Genomic DNA, 16579 nt, shown 5'->3' on the forward strand with positions numbered 1-16579 from the left:
TTTATTCAATCGGAAAGTTCAATCCCTTCCCTATTCGATGCGATTCGGGCTTGCTTAATGAGAATCACTCCGTACATGACGACAAACAAAACCATGAAGAACGAGGACATTTCATACATCCCCGCATAACCTGTTCGAGTCGCCACCATGCCAAGCAGAGTGGAACCAATGGCGATGCCGAGGTCAATTGAATTAAGGAAGGTGCCGTTCGCCATTCCCCGTTGTTCGGCAGAAACCCGTTTAATCATCCATGCCTGAATGGAAGGCTGAAGGATACCATAGCCAAGCCCATAAAACAAAGCAGAAGTAAGCATCAGCGAAGTATTGCGGGAATTAGACAGCAGCACCAATCCAATAATCACAAAAACAGCCCCGGGAATCAGGACAGCGGCTGGCCCTTTGCGATCGAATACCTTGCCGGAAATAGGGCGAATGAGGACGATGGCCATGGCGTTGCAAAGGAAAAACCACCCGACGTTGGGGATATGCGTCTCCATTCCAAATAGCGCCAAAAAGCTCAAAAGTCCGCCATAAGTAACGGACAGTAAAAAGTTAAGGAAAGAAGGCAAAAGCAGTTTTTTGTTGAACCAGTCCGATCTGGTTGTTGGTTGCTTCCGAAGATTCTCTTGGGGCTTCGTCCGATTGCCTAGACTCGGCAGATTGACTAACAATAAGAGCGGCAGGATCAGAACGACGGCAAGTGAAGAGGAGAAGATGAGAGATCCGAAACCGAATTGATCGAGCAAGGTTAAACCAAGTATCGGTCCCAATGACAAGGCCAAGCTGGTGGAGAACCCGTAGTATCCCATCCCTTCGCCCATTCGTTGGTTCGGGATGCGATCGGATACCATGGTCGGAAATGTCGTGCTTGCGATGCCGAATCCCACACCGTATAGGACACGACAGCCAATCAACATGGTGACGGAAGTGGCCCAGAAAGCGCCCGCCGTCGATAAAGCTGAGATGGCGAGTCCAATCAGGAGAATCACGGCTTTATTGCCCCGCTTCAGCCATTCCCCGGTCACGATGCGAGCCAGTACCGCTGCCAGCGCGAACAGGCTGATCACCAGACTAATTATGGTGTTGTCGGCTTGAAAGGTGCTTTTGACATAAGCGGGAAGCGGGCTAATCACCATTTGCAAATTCAAAAACAACAAAAAATTGCTCAGCGTAAGTAAAATAAATTCTTTTGTCCATAGTTTCTCTTGCTGTTGCACTCCATAGCACTCCTATTTCTCTCTGTTTGTAAGATTCTCAATGATTTGAACCAAAAGCTTGTGAAAAAGCTCCCGCTGTTCGGAGGTTAAACCGCTTTGCATCTCCTCAATCGTTTCACGTTCGATCGGGCTAATTTTATCCAAGAGGCAGTTTCCCTTATCTGTCAGATAGATGCGGAAGGCTCGCCGATCATTGGGGCATAGCTGTTTCTTTACAAATCCTTTTTTCTCCAGTGCGTCAAGGATGCGTGTGATGGTAGGCTGATCCTTGGCGCTTCTTCTGGCGATTTCCTTTTGATTAATGCCATCCTGCTTGCTTAAGCGATAGAGCACCGACCATTGCTCGGGGGTTATATCATATTCTTTTAGCCTAACGTTTAATACTCCGAGTAGCTTGCGATAGCTCAAGCCGAGTAAAAAACCAAGCGATTCATCTGCTACATCCAACCCCACGTCATGAACCTCCTTTCATCTTCATATACTTGTCATGACAATTATATTTAAAGCAACTAATTTTGTAAATGAAAAAAGACCATGAGTGCTCTCAAGGTCTACACGAGTACTAGTACAGGTACGGCTCACCGTCATAGCCGAAGATGGAGCGTACTTTGCTATATTGTCTTACGTTCACATCCGGGAACACAATGCCAATTTCCCCCCACGGTAAGGACTTCAAGGAATAGGGTAGCTTGGCTGTATCCAGTTTTCGCACAATGAGCGGGGCATCACGCCAGGTGACGGTGTAGAAGAAGGACTTATCGAATGGCATGGCACATACACACTCCTCACGTCATATATTCCTAGATTACCCAACTGAGTTGAAAAATAAATAACATGCTGGATGAATTGCAGATACATAGAGGAGAGTATCGAAAATATCAAGATCAATGACTTTTGGAATATTTAGAAAATATACAATAAATGCTAAGATAGTTTATAGATTCCAAACAAAGCCCCACACTAGTAAAGGAGGGTCATATGCGAAAAACGAAAAGCAGATGGTGGAAACTTATTCTCATGTGCAGCTTGTCTATTCAACTGATGCTTGTGCCCGCGTACGCTGAGGCGGCGAGTGCTCCGGCAGCCATTGAACCGCTAGCTCACAATGTAGAGAAGCTGCTCTTGGATTTGACCAAGGATGTTAACAGCATGGGGATGCAGCCAGCGATCTCTGTCTATGATGTGACGAAACAAGAGGTACTGTATCAGCACAATGCCCAGAAATCCTTGATTCCTGCCTCCAACATGAAGCTGTTCACGACGGTTGCGGCGTTGGAGAAGCTGGGGCCAGAGTACCAGTTCAAAACGGAGGTGTATCTGGATGGTACCCCTCTGCCCAACGGAAAAGTAAAAGGTGATCTCATTTTAAAAGGGTATGGAGATCCTTCACTATCTGTGGAAGATTTGCAGAAAATGGCCAAAGAATTGAAGGACCAAGGAATTGAACGGATAGATGGACGGATATTGGTAGACGAAAGCTATTTTGATTCTGTCCGATTGGGCTATGGCTGGATGTGGGATGATGAACCGTTTGGTTACAGCGCCCAGCTAAGTGCGCTTGCCTTACATAAAAATAACCTGACACTCACCATCACACCTGATCATGCTGTTTCTGAGGCGCCTACAGTCTCAATCGAACCACAAACATCTTATGTACAAATTGTCAATCAGGTTAAGATCGTCGACGGCGAAGAATCTGATATCACGGTAACGAGAAGTCGGGCACATAATGTTGTGACACTTAGCGGGACGATTGGCAAACAGGCGGAGCCGTATCAAGAGGACGTGACGATGGAAGATCCGGCGATGTTTGTCGCCAAAGAGTGGGCCAAACAATTGGAAGCAGCGGGGATTACACTCGGAAAGCACGATGGGCCTGGGAAGACCACCCTTCAAACGGGAACCCCGATGGTCACACATCTTTCCAAACCGCTGCAAGATATCTTGGTCGAGCTTAACAAAGAAAGCGACAACTTCTATGCGGAAACGTTGCTAAAAACCTTGGGAGCCACACAGAAGGGAGTCGGAACCGCTCAAGCAGGCACACAGGTCGTGGCGGAGGTCTTGAAGGAAGCGGGAGTAGAAGCCGGGTTTCAACAAGTGGACGGTTCGGGGTTGTCTCGCCTTGATCTCATCACAGCAGACCAGATGGTAAAATTGCTGGTGTTTGCGGACGGACGTGACTACCGAGATCTTTTTGAAAAGACTCTGCCGATCGCCGGAGTTGATGGGACGCTGAAAACGAGAATGAAGGGTACGCCAGCCGAAAACAAACTGATCGCCAAGACAGGCTCGATGGGCGGTGTGTATTGCCTTTCTGGTTATGTAAACGCAAGGAATAACGATAAGCTGGCCTTCTCCATTCTGATCAACGGGGTCTACAAATCCAAATATGCGAGAGAACTACAAGATAAAATAGGGGTCATTCTCGCAACATACCCGGAGATAGCAGATATGGATTACCAAGCCCCAGTCAAACCAACCTACAAGCTCTCTGCCTTGTTGGATCCCATTTTGGAGCAAAAGCAAGCCACGGGTCTTACCGCAGGTGTCATCGTTAAGGCATTGGATGGCAAACCGGAAGATTCCGTATGGTATGAGCATGAAGCGGATCAACTGCTGACGCCAGCTTCCAATTTGAAGCTGTTGACGGCTGCGTCAGCCTTGAAGCAGTTAGGAGAAGACTACCGCTTCAAAACGGAGCTTTATGCTTCTGAAGCAATCCCAGGCAACGGCGTGCTGAAAGGAAACCTGTACCTAAAAGGGTATGGAGATCCAACATTGCATACGGAAGATCGCTTGAAGGTGCAAGATGGTGTTTCCATCGAGGGAATTGTCAAATGGCTCAAGGATCGGGGCGTCAAAAAAGTGAATGGAGACTTGATTCTCGACGAGAGTTTTTTTGATCGTGAGCGGTTAGGTCTAGGCTGGGCGTGGGATGATGAAAGCTACTACTTTAATCCGTTGCTTGGCGGATTAGCCTTGAACCGTGGCACCGTGATGGTCGAGTATCAACCGGGGAATAAAGCGGGCGAACCAGTGAAGCTTGCGCTCTTGCCGAAAACTCAATACGTGAAAGTGATCAACGAGGCGCACACAGTCGAAGCGGGGCAGGAGAACACGCTGGCGATTGAACGAGAACGCGCAACCAACGTCATTCATGTGAAGGGGAATCTGCCGTTGGGTACACAAGGAGATTACGAGCGAGTGCCTGTGGAAGAACCGGCACTCTACGTGGGAACCGTGCTCAAGGAGAAACTGTTTGAAGCGGGTATTGTCATGAATCCCAAGAGTCGCATCGTAATCGGAGAGGTTCCTCAAACGGCAGTGAAGCTGCAAGAGTTTACCTCTGTACCTCTACGAGAGCTTGTGTCCTACATGCTGAAAAAAAGTGACAACTTCTATGCCGAAATGCTGCTGAAAACATTGGGAGCATCAAGCAAGCAGCCAGGCACTTCTACGGCAGGAGTAGAGTCTGTAATGAAGACGATACAAGCGTTTGGAGTAGCGACCAATTTTGACATGGTGGATGGCTCTGGCTTAACCAGATACAACCAGATATCGACTCGTCATATTGCTTCTGTTCTGGAAGGGATGTCGAAGGAACCAACCTTCCAGACCTATTATGATTCACTGCCGATCGCTGGAGTAGACGGTACACTCAAATCAAGGTTGAAGGGAACACCAGCCGAGAAGAACGCGCACGCCAAAACAGGCTCGATGACAGGAGTGAACAGCTTGTCCGGTTATGTGACAACCCGAAGTGGAGAGAAGTTGGTCTTCTCCATCATTCTGAACGGTTACACGGAGAATGATGATGTGTTGACAGCCATTCAAGACCAGATTGTGACTGTGCTTGCTTCCTATCAACAGCCGTAAATAAGAGAGCCGGAAGAAGGGAGATTTTCGACCCCTTCTTCCGGTTCTATAATATTGGAATGATTAATTACTTTACAGATTTAAAATAATTAATCATTCCTTTCATTTGCGCATGCCAAGCAAGAATAGAGGGACGATATCTTTTCTTATCTTGGGAATTGTTAAAGGACTGTCAAATTCAGCCTTTTCCTCCTATGGTACAATATGGGATAGTGTAGGGGGTATGGGCATGAAGCTGGAGGAACAAGAAGTAGAAGAATATTCTGAAAAACAAATCCATCAATTTGATCAAATTGATGATGAAAAATCAGAACAGGTTGCGCGAAAAAAGTACCAAAAAATATTCTGGGCCGTCATCATCGCCAGTGCGCTGGCGTTTGTCATTTTTGATACCGTTTTGATTGTGAATATTGTAATGCGCTAGGCGTCAACCCGATTCGGGGTGGCGTCTTTTTTTGGAGAGAAATAAGAAAATATGAATATAAATGCCTAATTATTGGCAGGTAAAAGCGAGGAATTTGTAGAATTATTGGGGATTGTGGTGTTTTTTTACATAAAAATTCATAACCAATGACAACTGCTAAAGGAGGGTTTTCTCGCGAATAGTTGTAGCATCCATCGTAAATGAAAGAGTAAGTGAAAAAATTATCGGTAAACAGGAGGAGCACGAGATGGCGTATTGTATCGAATGTGGAAAGTCAATTGAAGATGGTAAGGTATTTTGTTCGGAGCATGAGAATGAAGAGATCGCTAGTACGCAAGCGGCTGATACAGCATCAGTCGGGCCTGCATTGAATCAGGTATCTAACTACCTCAATCAATGGCTTCCTATTCTCAAGCAAATTGTCTTGCAACCATACACAGGATTACGAAGTGTAGGGAAACTGCCAAATCCGTTTTTGGGAATATCTTTGATTGTTCTGGGCGCATTGCTTAAGGCCATTATTTTATCATCAATTTTGGATAGCTTTGCTAGAAAAATGGGACGAATGCTCGGTATGGGAATGATGACGATGGGTGATCTTTCCGATGTAATGGAGAATGATTTTACCAATCATATTTTCTTTAAAGTATTCCTGTATGACGTTGTTGAATTGCTACTCTTTGCTGTTGTTTCCTTTGCGGTACTTAAATTTATTTGTAAGAATCATGAGATATCCTTTACACACGCGTGCAACGGAATCGGTATTACACAAGTTTATATCATTCCTGGACTTTTAATTGGATTACTTTTGATAAAAATTTCCGCAATTGTTGGATTTCCATACTTGTTTGGATTATTTCTGTTTGTCCCTACTGTGTTACATGCTTATTTCCGTGAGAATGGTTGGATCAAGCCGGCAAATGTATATGCGATCCCGCTCATCTTTTTCTTCACCATATTCATTACGGCTATTTTCTTGTAGGGGTAGGGGGAGTCTATGAGTTATTGTAACCATTGTGGGAGTAATATTCGTAATGCGAAATTCTGTAATCAGTGTGGGAAGCCCGCTATTGTCTTTACTGAGGTGGCTACTTCTGTACAAGCACCAATCGTACCTTCCTTCCAATGGAAGAGTCTCGGCCAATGGAATTGGAAACGAATTTTACCCGTAATCGGGATTGTTGTTGTATGCGTTATTTTTTACACGCTGGGAAGCGCCTCGGCTGATCCGAAGAAAGTCGTTGAGAATTTTGAACGGGCTGTTAAGGAGAATAACTCGGCTCTAATGCTGGAACAGCTAACCTTGCCTGAACAGATAGAAGATAAGTCAGTACTTACCGAAGAGGTTGCCAAAGCGATTCTAGCCGACATTCAATCCAATAGAATGCTAGAAATGTATAAAGCAGATTTCTTGCAATCAGCAAATAACCTACATGACAAACCGGACGTTACCTTAAAGCATGACAAGCAGCGAGAAGCAGCAAGACTGACGTTTGTGAAGGACGGGCACAAGTGGTTGTTCTTTGACAATTACAAAATCCTGATTTCTCCGGCGTACTCTACGCTCCGTGTCCCAAACAAGGTTAAGCTAGAGACGAAGGAAAAGGGGATTCAAATTGAGTCAATGATAGAAGGATCGTCCGAAGAACAGAAGAATTATATCATTGGACCTCTCTTACCTGGCAAACATACGTTGGTCGCTCGATTTACATCTGATTTATTTGGGGACATGACGGCGGATACGCCCTTTGAGGTGAAACTACGGATGTATCCAGACATTCCGCTTCATTTGTCTACAAAACAAGTCGAGATCAGCGTCGATTCAAACGAGACGAAGCTTTACTACAAAGACAAGCAGATACCTGTACAGTATCAGGAATCATGGAACGGCTTTAGGGCAGAATTGGATGAAGTTCCTACCATGCCAATTTCGCTAACGTACAAGGTGGTCACACCATTTGGCGAAATTACTCACGAACAAACACTCGGTGAACAAGACCGGCTGCTTCAATGTCCTGCTTCCCTTGCAGAAGCGCCTGAATTTAAGAAGGTAGTAGGCGATTTGATGCGTGATTACAACCTAGCCTGGGTGATCTATGCTCAGTCCAAGAGTAATCTGGATGGACTCAAACCGTTCCTCACACCTAATTCGCCAACTTTAAACCAATATACGGAAGAGATTGCTCAACCTGCTTCGAGGGTTTTTGTGGGTAAGCTCACGAATTTGGCCATTGACTATCAATCGGCCAAATTAAAAGACGCGACCCATCTGACAGTACCGGTTATCGAAACATACGATGACCAATGGAAGAATGTTTCGACTGGGGAAATTAGCTCGAATGGCAGTAAAGAAGTGTTTTGGCGATACACGCTGGAATTGACGGACGGAAAGTGGAAGATATCGCAAAACGAGACATTGTTTAGTTGGGGACTGAATCGGGATCAATTCGAGGCTATTCCATTAGACAAAGGAAGTTCACCAACTTCTGCTACGTCACAATCGATCTCCAGTAATTCTCAGGAAAAGCAATTGTATCAGGTTGATCCTGCATCAAGAAAGCTAAAAGTCGATTCAAATTTCTTGAAGGTAGCCCAGCAGGGAAAGCTTCAGGGAATAGTTTTTGGACTCTCTGATGATTTTAAGAAGATTGACAATTGGTGGGGAAAACCTGAAGTTCAATACGATGAAGGGACCAATGGACACTACTACGGAAATATCGAGTTTAGGGAAACCGCTGAAGACTCCAATAAAATTGCGGATATGTGGGTATCTGAAGATATTGCCTTGAAAAAGGACGAGCTTATCAAGATATTTGGTAACCCAAAAGACTCATCGATTAACGATATGACGGGAAAATATGAAATGAGTTATCCTGCGGGAAAAAATGAAGTGACATTCATCTTTTCTGATGAGAAGAGCAATGTCTCACAGGTTCGACTTAGCCCTATTAAGTAATGTAAGGAAAGACTTAGATACGAAGAGAGTACCCGAGATAGGTACTCTCTATTTATTATCGTTGCCTTCTAAACCCCTTATACCGCGTCCCTTGATAGGTTAGCGTTCCGGTATCTCCCTCGATAAGTAAGCCGAACTCGTCTCCCGATACATGAAACTCAGCTCTCTCTCCAGTGTCATATTCAAAGGTCAAATAATAAGAGGTACTCACACTTGAATTACCAGAGCCTCCAGAGGTTCGTGTTCGCTTGCCAATCACTTTGGCTGAAACCGTAAGGATCGGAGACGCGTTATTTTTCGACCAAGTGATCAATCCCTTCATGATAGCGTATAGAAAGATGCTTAGAATAATGCCGAAAACCAACAGAAACCACCACGGAGCCCCATGTAAGAAGAGAGAGAAAGTAGACTCATAGGGAGGTTGAAAATCATTTGATTCAAACAAGTCAAATCACCTCATGTCTATCATTAAATCTGCGTTTATTCAACAGCGAACAGCTCTCTTATCTTGTTGACTGTCTCTCCAATTCCCGCATGAATCACAACCTCAAACATCTCTTCGAACTCAGCAGGGTCACGATTAATGAGCAGAAGGTGACGCTTCGAATCGGAATTGGCGATGGGTACAAGCTGGTTCACTGGTGTTACTTTAAGTGAACTTCCCATCACGATGAAAAGGTCAGCGTTCTCGACAGCGGCAACAGATGGTTCCAATTCCTGCACGGCGTCACCGAACAATACGATATTGGGCTTCAGGATTTCCTTACAGTACTCATTGGTGCAGACGGGTACATCCATTTTCATGATGTAGTCAAGCGGATAAGGGGTCATACAGGCATGACAATGAGCTCCCTTGGCGTTGCCATGTACTTCGTAGACGCGAGTGCTGCCAGCTTTTTGATGAAGTCCGTCAATATTTTGCGTGATAATGGTTACGTCTTTTCCCAGCGACTCCAATTCAACAAGGAAACGATGTCCAGCGTTCGGTTGAAAAGTTTCGGCGACTTTTAACGAAAATAATTCCTTATAAAACTTCCAGAAGTCCTTCGGGTTATAGTAAAAGTACTCTGACGAGAGCTTATGCTCTGTATGGCGATTCCAGAGACCCGCGTCTGAACGAAAATCAGGGATTCCTGACTCTGTACTAATACCTGCTCCGGTTAGAACGGCGATTCGATTCGCTTGTTGCAAAAGTTGTGCGGCGTGCGATAGCTGCATACGAAATACCCCTTTCATCCGATCGATTCCCTATCTTCAAGAATATACCAATCTGGTAACCGTGTGTAAGCTATTTTTTACAGCTTATCGAACAAGGAATACTCACTCCTTCGACCAATTTGTGATAGCATTAGATACGTAAGATTCCAAAAAAAGTTGCAACTCCAAAGCAAACAGGAGCTAGGGAGAGAGGAGAATTCAGGAAGGAGAACGCAATGCCAGCACAACATTCTAACGGGCAAACCGCCATCCTCGTAATTCACGAAATATACGGAATGAATCGGCATATGACGGATTGGAGTGAACAGCTGAAAGCTCTGGGATACAAAGTGTATCTACCGGATCTGTTAGCGGGACATCCACCATTTGACTATACCGAGGCGAATGAAGCGTATCGTTATTTCACCGAGCAAGTAGGGTTCGAACAGGCTGCGCAAATCGTAAAAGAATTAGCGATTTCCCTTCGTCCAAGCTATGACCAAATTATTCTCATTGGGTGTAGCGTCGGTGCCACGATTGCTTGGTTGGCAAGTGAAGAGGAAGGCCTTTGCGACAAAATGGTCGGTTTCTATGGCTCACGAATCAGGGATTATCTGGATCACGAGCCTCACTGTCCAAGCTTGTTGCTGTTTCCTGAACGGGAAAGCTCATTTGATGTCCATCAATTAATCAGGGAGCTTCGCACCAAAGCAAATGTACACGTCAATGCCTATGCGGGTGAACACGGCTTTGCCGATCAGTATAGCAATCACTACCTGGAGGAATCAGCGAAACGCGCGTGGGATGAGATGTTGGCGTTTATTCAACCTGTGAGACCCAAATAGCAATCATCATTGAAACGGCAAGACATCTCAGAGGGGGAAGAATCATGAAGCTAGAAAGAGAAATACTGTTGACCAAATTACTAAATCTTGGAATTAGCGAAGCATGCGGCAAGCCAGTGGAAGAAGCATCGATTAACGATCTTCAAACGGAATGGGCGAAGAATGAACCGACTTACGAAAAGATGAGTCGCTCCAATAAAAAAGCAGAATAACTAGTAGGAACCAAATAGAGTATGAAGATAGGAGGAACCATCATGCCAATCGCAAGAGTACGAGAATATGTACAGCAGTACGAACCGGCGATTGAACCGCTTGTTTTTGAAGAAGAGCTCCACACTTCTCAAGCAGCAGCTGACGCATTAGGTGTCGAGGTTGGACAAATTGCCAAATCCATTTTATTTGCTTCACAAGGAGAGTATGCGTTGTTTGTAGCTTCGGGTGATGTGAGGATCAATAGCAAAAAGATGAAGGAGCTCTTGGGAAATAAGGCAAAGATGGCAACTCCTGAGGAAGTTGTGGAGGTTACGGGCTTCATCGTAGGAGCTGTCTGTCCGTTTGCCTTGCGACAGGAGATTCCGATATACATAGATGAGACGCTTGTACGGTTTGATCGAATCTACACGGCAGCAGGGATTCCTGAGTCGGTGCTGCCGCTGACATTCGAGCAATTGGTTCGCATTTCAGGAGGAAGCGTAACCGCTGTGTGATGATATGACCATTCGGATAGAGGTGTAGAAGGGGAGAGAATGATGATCGAATTACAACACATGAATCGTAGTCACAAGGATACGTTGCGCAATCTGTTTGAGCTGTACACCTATGACTTTAGTGAATACATGAACGCTGAAGTGGATGATCATGGAAGATATTCAGTGAATTATAGCGATCAATATTTAATGGATGAGAGTTATTCCACCTTTCTTGTGTTGATCGACGGTCGTACGGCAGGATTTGCAGTAGTGAAGGCTGATCATCATGAAACCTTTTCGATCTCTCAATTCTTCATTATGCGAAAATATCGACGAACAGGAGCAGGAAAACTTGTGGCCACCAAATTGTTTGACCAGTACCGAGGAAATTGGAGAGTGGCCCAAATTGCCAAGAATTTGCCCGCGCAAGCATTCTGGCGTAAGGTGATTGCCGAATATACGAAAAGCAATTATACGGAAAGATACCAGCAGGATCGTATCTGGAGTGGGCCCGTTCAAGAATTCAACAATCGATAATGTAAACGATCAAAAAAAGGTTGAACCACTACCCGAAATTCCTTCACAATCCGAGTCGTTTGTTTGCGACGGATCGGAAAATCGGGTGGTTATTCAACCTTTTCATATAGGAATGGACGGGCTAGTGGATGCTGTTCTTTTTGAAACGACCGCCCCGCACATCGTGAATATTGCCCACTGCGAGAAACGCCCCAGGGTCAACATCTTCGACGATCAACTTCAGCTTGGCCTCCTCCAGACGGGTGATGATACAGAAGATGACTTTTTTATCATCACCGGTATACCCGCCTTCTCCGTTCATATACGTAACTCCACGACCCAGACGCGCCAAAATGACGTCGCCAATTTCACGGTAGTGATCACTGATAATCCAGACCGATTTGGACTCCTGAAATCCTTCAATCGTGAGGTCAATCATCTTAAAGGCAATATAATAGGCGATTAAGGAATACATCGCGTGATCCCATCCAAAGACAAATCCGGCGCTGCCCAAAATAAACAGATTGAAGAACATGACGGTTTCACCGACTGAAAACGGGAGCTTCTTGTTGAAGAGGATCGCGACAATCTCCGTACCATCCAAAGAACCACCGTAACGGATGACAAGACCAACGCCGATCCCGAGAATAATCCCGCCAAACACTGCCGCCAGAAGCGGATCCTCGGTTAACTCCTTAACAGGGTGCAAGAGTGCCGTACCAATGGACATTGTCGTAACTGCGAACAGTGTAGAGAGGGCAAATGTCTTCCCGATTTGTTTATAGCCGATCAGCAAAAATGGCAAATTGAGCAGGAACAAAAAAATACCCAGTGCCAACCCTGACAGGTGAGAGAGGATAATTGAAATCCCTACAATTCCTCCATCAATAATGTGATTTGGTACCAAAAAAATTTCCAAACCAACGGATACCAGTGAAGCCCCCAAAAATATAGCGATAATTCGCTTGGCAAGTTTCCCGAAGCTTAGTTTATGGTGCTGTGTCTTTTTTAAGACTTCATTCAACGTTAACTCAGCCTCCTTATGAAATGGAATAAAAAAACTCCTCCTTTCATTATAACGAAAGAAGGATGGATGATGAACTGATTGTCAATTCAAAAGATTATAGTAAAATCGACAACCAGATTTTCAGTGCGGTAAGTCCAATTAGAACCGCGAGTAAATAGCGAAGGACGCTGACATCTAGTTTTTGGCTTACCAATGCGCCGAGCGGCGCGCCGACCAAGCTTCCGATAACCACAATCAGAGTGGGGAGAAGCGGGATATGACCGGCGATGATTTTACCGATCACACCGCCAATGGCCGACAGAAACACAATGGATAGAGATGAGGAAATCACCTTACGCGTCGGTATCTTAAACACCGCCAGCATAACAGGAACGAGCAGGAATGCACCGCCAGCCCCGACAATTCCCGCTACCAAGCCGATCAAGGAGGTAAGCGTAATCGCCAGCGGTTTATTGATTTGAACAGGTGACAGTTCGCCAACGTCATTGGCTTTGGCCGGTTTGAGCATAAACAATAGAGCCAACAGAGCCAATATGCCATAAACAACATTAATCGCTTCTCCACTGACATAGTGAGAAATCAATCCCCCTGCCAGACTCCCCAGCATCAAGGGAATACCCATTAACCAAATCAGCGAGTTGGATGGCTGATCTTCCTCTATCTTGGCTTTACGGTAAGCAAGGACCCCCGATAAAGAAGCGAAAAACACCTGAAACATGCTGATGGAGGAGACCTCCTGAGACGTAAATGGTGTAAATCCGAACCAGAGCGGGAAAAACAAAAGCATTGGAAAATTAATAATGGCTCCTCCAATGCCTAAGAGACCTGAGAAGAACGAACCGGTTAAGCCGATGGCCATCAAGAGTGCAATCTCGCCGAAATTCATAGGAACCCCCAAGATGTAAAAAAAATAGTATGTGGTAACCGAAAAATGCTATATAATAATTCCGAGTAAACTAATGGGATAAATGAGGAATGTCCGATGATGAGGTTTTTTATGAATTGCTTTAAAGAAAAATGCCCAATCTGCCACGGACCGCTTCAATCCGAGAAGACCCGAACCTGCTCCGCCAGGATTTGCGAGCATGGACACTATAAAGTAGAAACTTATCATCATCTCGGTGTCCGAATTGTTTATGAGAAGGAACACCTGTGAAAAGTATAGCACTTTGCCCAAAATGAAAACATCCCCGAGCTAGCCGCCAGGGGATGTTGCCGTTAAGCAGTCTTCAATTGTCACAAGCTTTCCGCTTTGTATCCGCAGTATTTTCTCGCCGAGTTTTTGCGCTTCATTGGCATCGTGCGTAACCATTAGCACCGGAATACTCCATTGCTGGTGAAGTCGTAACAAAATATCATGGCACTGGGAGCGGGTTTCTTGATCCAGCGCCGAGAAGGGCTCATCCAATAGAAGCAGGTCGGGTTGGAACGCCAAAGCCCGGGCTAAAGCGACCCGTTGCTTTTCGCCTCCGGAAATTTGTGACGGAAAGCTCCTAAGCAGATGCTCAATTCCGATCACTTCGAGAATCTGCTGGATGAGCGGTGAATCGATGGAGAGGCCCTTCGCTTTTGCTCCGTACATGATATTTTGCGCGACACTCATATGTGGAAACAGCGCATACTCTTGAAACAAGTAGCCAATGTTTCGTTTCTGAATCGGGAGCGGTCGCTTGTTGGATTGGTAAAAGAACTGATCGTCTAGCGAGATGAAGCCGGAATCAGGGTGGGTGATGCCCGCGATACTGTTGAGGATCGTGGATTTACCAGACCCGGATGGACCGAACAGTACGACAATCTCATCAGCGACCGTGAACGTGACATCAAGTGTATAATGGGACAAGGCTTTTTGGATGGCGACATTCAGCATGATGATCCCTCCTGATTCACGAGTGGCGACCGGGCAGTTTGCTCTTGGTCCACCAGTTTAACCACATGATTGTACTAAAGCTGAGAGCGACGATGATCACGACCCAGAACGACGCTTTCTGCATGTCCCCGCCTTCTACCGCAAAATAAATGGCAATCGGGATAGTATCGGTTTTGCCTGGGATGTAGCCCGCCAGCATGAGCGTTGCCCCGAATTCCCCAAGAGCTCGGGCGAACGCGAGGACAAGCCCTGCAAGCACGCCTGGCCAAGCCAGCGGGAATGAAACGGTCCAGAAGATCCGCCATTCTGAGGCTCCCAATGTGCGAGCCGCAATCTCCAGCTTTTTGTCTACCGTTTGAAACGCAGCCGTTGCGCTCTGATACATGAGCGGGAATGAAACGATCGTCGATGCGATCACAGCCCCGACCCATGTAAACACGATGGTCACGTCAAACTGCTCTAACAGCCATTTGCCAATCAGGCCATTTTTCCCGAATAAAAGCAGCAAGCCAAAACCTACGACAGTAGGAGGCAACACTAATGGCAATAAAAGACAAGCTTCCAGAAGGCTTTTGCCCAAGAATTCTTTACGAGCCATTAAGCGCGCCAATACCACTCCAAGGAAGAAGACCAGAATCGTGGCGATTCCCGCTACTTTTAACGATAGGAATAAGGGGGTATAGTCTGTCTGTACCATAAAAGCAACCGTCCTATCAATCGCTTACATTCAAGTGTTATAAGCTTATTTTACATAAAAACCATGCTTTTGCAGAATGGAGATTCCCTTCGCGCTGTTCAAATAATCGAGAAAGACATCGGCTTGAGCAGGATGCTTGGAAGCACTGATCACAGCACCCGGATATTGAATAGGCTTGTGCCATTCCGGTTTGGCAATTGCAAGAATTTTGATTTTATCCGTGCTTAACGCGTCAGAAACGAAGACAATTCCCGCGTCAACATTACCTGATTCCACGTAGGTAAGAACCTGACGCACATCGCTTCCGTAAACAACCTTGTCTTTTAAGCTATCCCACAGCTTTAAGTTTTCCAATGTTTCTTTTCCATAACGTCCAGCCGGTACGCTATCTGGATTTCCCATGGTCATTTGGTGAATCGATGCTGGGTTCAACTGGTCGAAACCGACAACTGGCAGTTTGGTATCTTTTGGAGCGACAAGTGCCAATTGGTTATGCGCGAAAATAATACGGCTGCTTTGAAGAATGAGGTTACTTGATTGCAGCGTATCCATCTCTTTTGGGCTAGCGGACAAGAACACGTCAGCAGGAGCGCCTTGTTGAATTTGAGTCGCCAATTTACCAGAGGCTCCGAATGTGAAGGTCAACGGGTAGTTCGGAAAATCTGTTTGAAACGATTGTTTAAGCTCATTTAACGCGTCTGTCAGACTGGCCGCGGCGGAAATGGTCAATTCCGCTTTTTGGTTCTGTAAGGCGGGAGTGACAATCGACACTGTACTTGAGTGCGAATTCCAGATTACTTTGGCACCCAAGGATTCACTGATGAAGCGAACTGGCACCATGGTTTTGCTGTGGATGATTTGTGCGGGAACTTCAAGAGAGACGCTCTTCTTGTCTATTTTTGCAGTTTTTTCGCCTATTTTCAATTCAATTGAAGTAGATCCTTTTGTTCCGGCAACAATTTTGGATGAAGGATTGTAAGTTACCTTGGCTCCCAATGCTTCAAATATGTCTCGCATAGGGACAAGCGTTTGTCCGTTTATGATCACTGGCGGCTGACTGACGGTTTGAGTTTTTCCATCAATTTTGAGAGAAATGGAGCTGGCTGCTTCCACCTGAGTGGTAAAGAGGGGGGTTACTTGTGTTAGTAATAAGCTAAAAGTTAATAAGACGAAAAATGCGATGGATTTGAATTGTCTGAACAATGTCCTCACTCCTGTAATCGTATGTACGTATTGAAGATTGCGTATTGAAGATAAACCCGCTA

At 45.6% G+C, this 16579-nt stretch carries 18 protein-coding genes; 8 read left to right on the plus strand and 10 right to left on the minus strand.

The annotated features are described in order from the left end of the window. Positions 1-5 precede the first annotated feature (5 nt). The 3 genes from ACQCN2_RS08065 to ACQCN2_RS08075 all read right to left on the minus strand — a co-directional run bounded on the left by ACQCN2_RS08065 (position 6) and on the right by ACQCN2_RS08075 (position 1986). Positions 6-1217: an MFS transporter gene (locus ACQCN2_RS08065; RefSeq protein WP_426928375.1), complete on the minus strand. Its 1212-nt coding sequence runs from the start codon at positions 1215-1217 to the stop codon at positions 6-8. Between the two features lie 12 nt (positions 1218-1229). Next, entirely contained in the window at positions 1230-1670 is a 441-nt protein-coding gene (locus tag ACQCN2_RS08070) for a MarR family winged helix-turn-helix transcriptional regulator (protein WP_426928376.1), read from the minus strand. Between the two features lie 109 nt (positions 1671-1779). Continuing rightward, entirely contained in the window at positions 1780-1986 is a 207-nt protein-coding gene (locus tag ACQCN2_RS08075; RefSeq protein ID WP_426928377.1) for a hypothetical protein, read from the minus strand. A gap of 209 nt (positions 1987-2195) precedes the next feature. Between ACQCN2_RS08075 and dacB the strand changes: the two genes are divergently transcribed. From dacB to ACQCN2_RS08095, 4 genes are all read left to right on the plus strand, one after another. Continuing rightward, positions 2196-5096 carry a D-alanyl-D-alanine carboxypeptidase/D-alanyl-D-alanine endopeptidase gene (dacB, locus tag ACQCN2_RS08080; RefSeq protein ID WP_426928378.1) on the plus strand — a complete coding sequence of 967 codons (2901 nt, stop codon included), beginning with the start codon at positions 2196-2198 and terminating at the stop codon, positions 5094-5096. 229 nt (positions 5097-5325) lie between these two features. Beyond that, positions 5326-5520 (plus strand): hypothetical protein, encoded by a 195-nt coding sequence (locus ACQCN2_RS08085; RefSeq protein ID WP_426928379.1) that lies wholly within the window; start codon positions 5326-5328, stop codon positions 5518-5520. Positions 5521-5767: 247 nt separating this feature from the next. After that, entirely contained in the window at positions 5768-6502 is a 735-nt protein-coding gene (locus tag ACQCN2_RS08090) for a hypothetical protein (protein WP_426928380.1), read from the plus strand. Between the two features lie 15 nt (positions 6503-6517). Next, entirely contained in the window at positions 6518-8476 is a 1959-nt protein-coding gene (locus ACQCN2_RS08095) for a TcaA second domain-containing protein (protein ID WP_426928381.1), read from the plus strand. A gap of 55 nt (positions 8477-8531) precedes the next feature. Here the strand turns inward: ACQCN2_RS08095 and ACQCN2_RS08100 are convergent, their stop codons facing one another. Both ACQCN2_RS08100 and ACQCN2_RS08105 read right to left on the minus strand, forming a co-directional pair. Beyond that, positions 8532-8921 carry a DUF2500 domain-containing protein gene (locus ACQCN2_RS08100; protein ID WP_426928382.1) on the minus strand — a complete coding sequence of 130 codons (390 nt, stop codon included), beginning with the start codon at positions 8919-8921 and terminating at the stop codon, positions 8532-8534. A 35-nt stretch (positions 8922-8956) separates the two neighbouring features. Beyond that, on the minus strand, positions 8957-9694 hold the full coding sequence (locus ACQCN2_RS08105; protein WP_426928383.1) for an NAD-dependent protein deacylase: 738 nt from the start codon (positions 9692-9694) through the stop codon (positions 8957-8959). Between the two features lie 215 nt (positions 9695-9909). Between ACQCN2_RS08105 and ACQCN2_RS08110 the strand changes: the two genes are divergently transcribed. The 4 genes from ACQCN2_RS08110 to ACQCN2_RS08125 are packed head-to-tail and all read left to right on the plus strand — an operon-like array spanning position 9910 to position 11744. Beyond that, the gene (locus tag ACQCN2_RS08110; protein ID WP_426928384.1) at positions 9910-10518 is read left to right on the plus strand and encodes a dienelactone hydrolase family protein; all 609 of its coding nucleotides are present in this window, start codon (positions 9910-9912) and stop codon (positions 10516-10518) included. Positions 10519-10562: 44 nt separating this feature from the next. Next, positions 10563-10730 (plus strand): hypothetical protein, encoded by a 168-nt coding sequence (locus tag ACQCN2_RS08115; protein ID WP_426928385.1) that lies wholly within the window; start codon positions 10563-10565, stop codon positions 10728-10730. Positions 10731-10772: 42 nt separating this feature from the next. Continuing rightward, on the plus strand, positions 10773-11225 hold the full coding sequence (locus tag ACQCN2_RS08120) for a YbaK/EbsC family protein (RefSeq protein WP_426928386.1): 453 nt from the start codon (positions 10773-10775) through the stop codon (positions 11223-11225). Between the two features lie 39 nt (positions 11226-11264). Beyond that, entirely contained in the window at positions 11265-11744 is a 480-nt protein-coding gene (locus tag ACQCN2_RS08125) for a GNAT family N-acetyltransferase (RefSeq protein WP_426928387.1), read from the plus strand. A gap of 121 nt (positions 11745-11865) precedes the next feature. Here the strand turns inward: ACQCN2_RS08125 and ACQCN2_RS08130 are convergent, their stop codons facing one another. The 5 genes from ACQCN2_RS08130 to modA all read right to left on the minus strand — a co-directional run bounded on the left by ACQCN2_RS08130 (position 11866) and on the right by modA (position 16517). Then, positions 11866-12747: a YitT family protein gene (locus ACQCN2_RS08130; protein ID WP_426928388.1), complete on the minus strand. Its 882-nt coding sequence runs from the start codon at positions 12745-12747 to the stop codon at positions 11866-11868. Between the two features lie 97 nt (positions 12748-12844). Further along, positions 12845-13636 (minus strand): sulfite exporter TauE/SafE family protein, encoded by a 792-nt coding sequence (locus tag ACQCN2_RS08135; RefSeq protein WP_426928389.1) that lies wholly within the window; start codon positions 13634-13636, stop codon positions 12845-12847. A 309-nt stretch (positions 13637-13945) separates the two neighbouring features. Next, complete coding sequence (locus tag ACQCN2_RS08140; protein ID WP_426928390.1) at positions 13946-14617, minus strand: ATP-binding cassette domain-containing protein; 672 nt, start codon at positions 14615-14617, stop codon at positions 13946-13948. 16 nt (positions 14618-14633) lie between these two features. After that, a complete protein-coding gene (gene modB / locus ACQCN2_RS08145; protein WP_426928391.1) occupies positions 14634-15314 on the minus strand; it encodes a molybdate ABC transporter permease subunit in 681 nt (226 codons plus the stop codon). Positions 15315-15359: 45 nt separating this feature from the next. Then, complete coding sequence (modA, locus tag ACQCN2_RS08150; protein ID WP_426928392.1) at positions 15360-16517, minus strand: molybdate ABC transporter substrate-binding protein; 1158 nt, start codon at positions 16515-16517, stop codon at positions 15360-15362. Between the last annotated feature and the right edge of the window lie 62 nt (positions 16518-16579).

Source organism: Brevibacillus ginsengisoli (assembly GCF_050113715.1).
Classification (GTDB): Bacteria; Bacillota; Bacilli; order Brevibacillales; family Brevibacillaceae; genus Brevibacillus_H; species Brevibacillus_H ginsengisoli.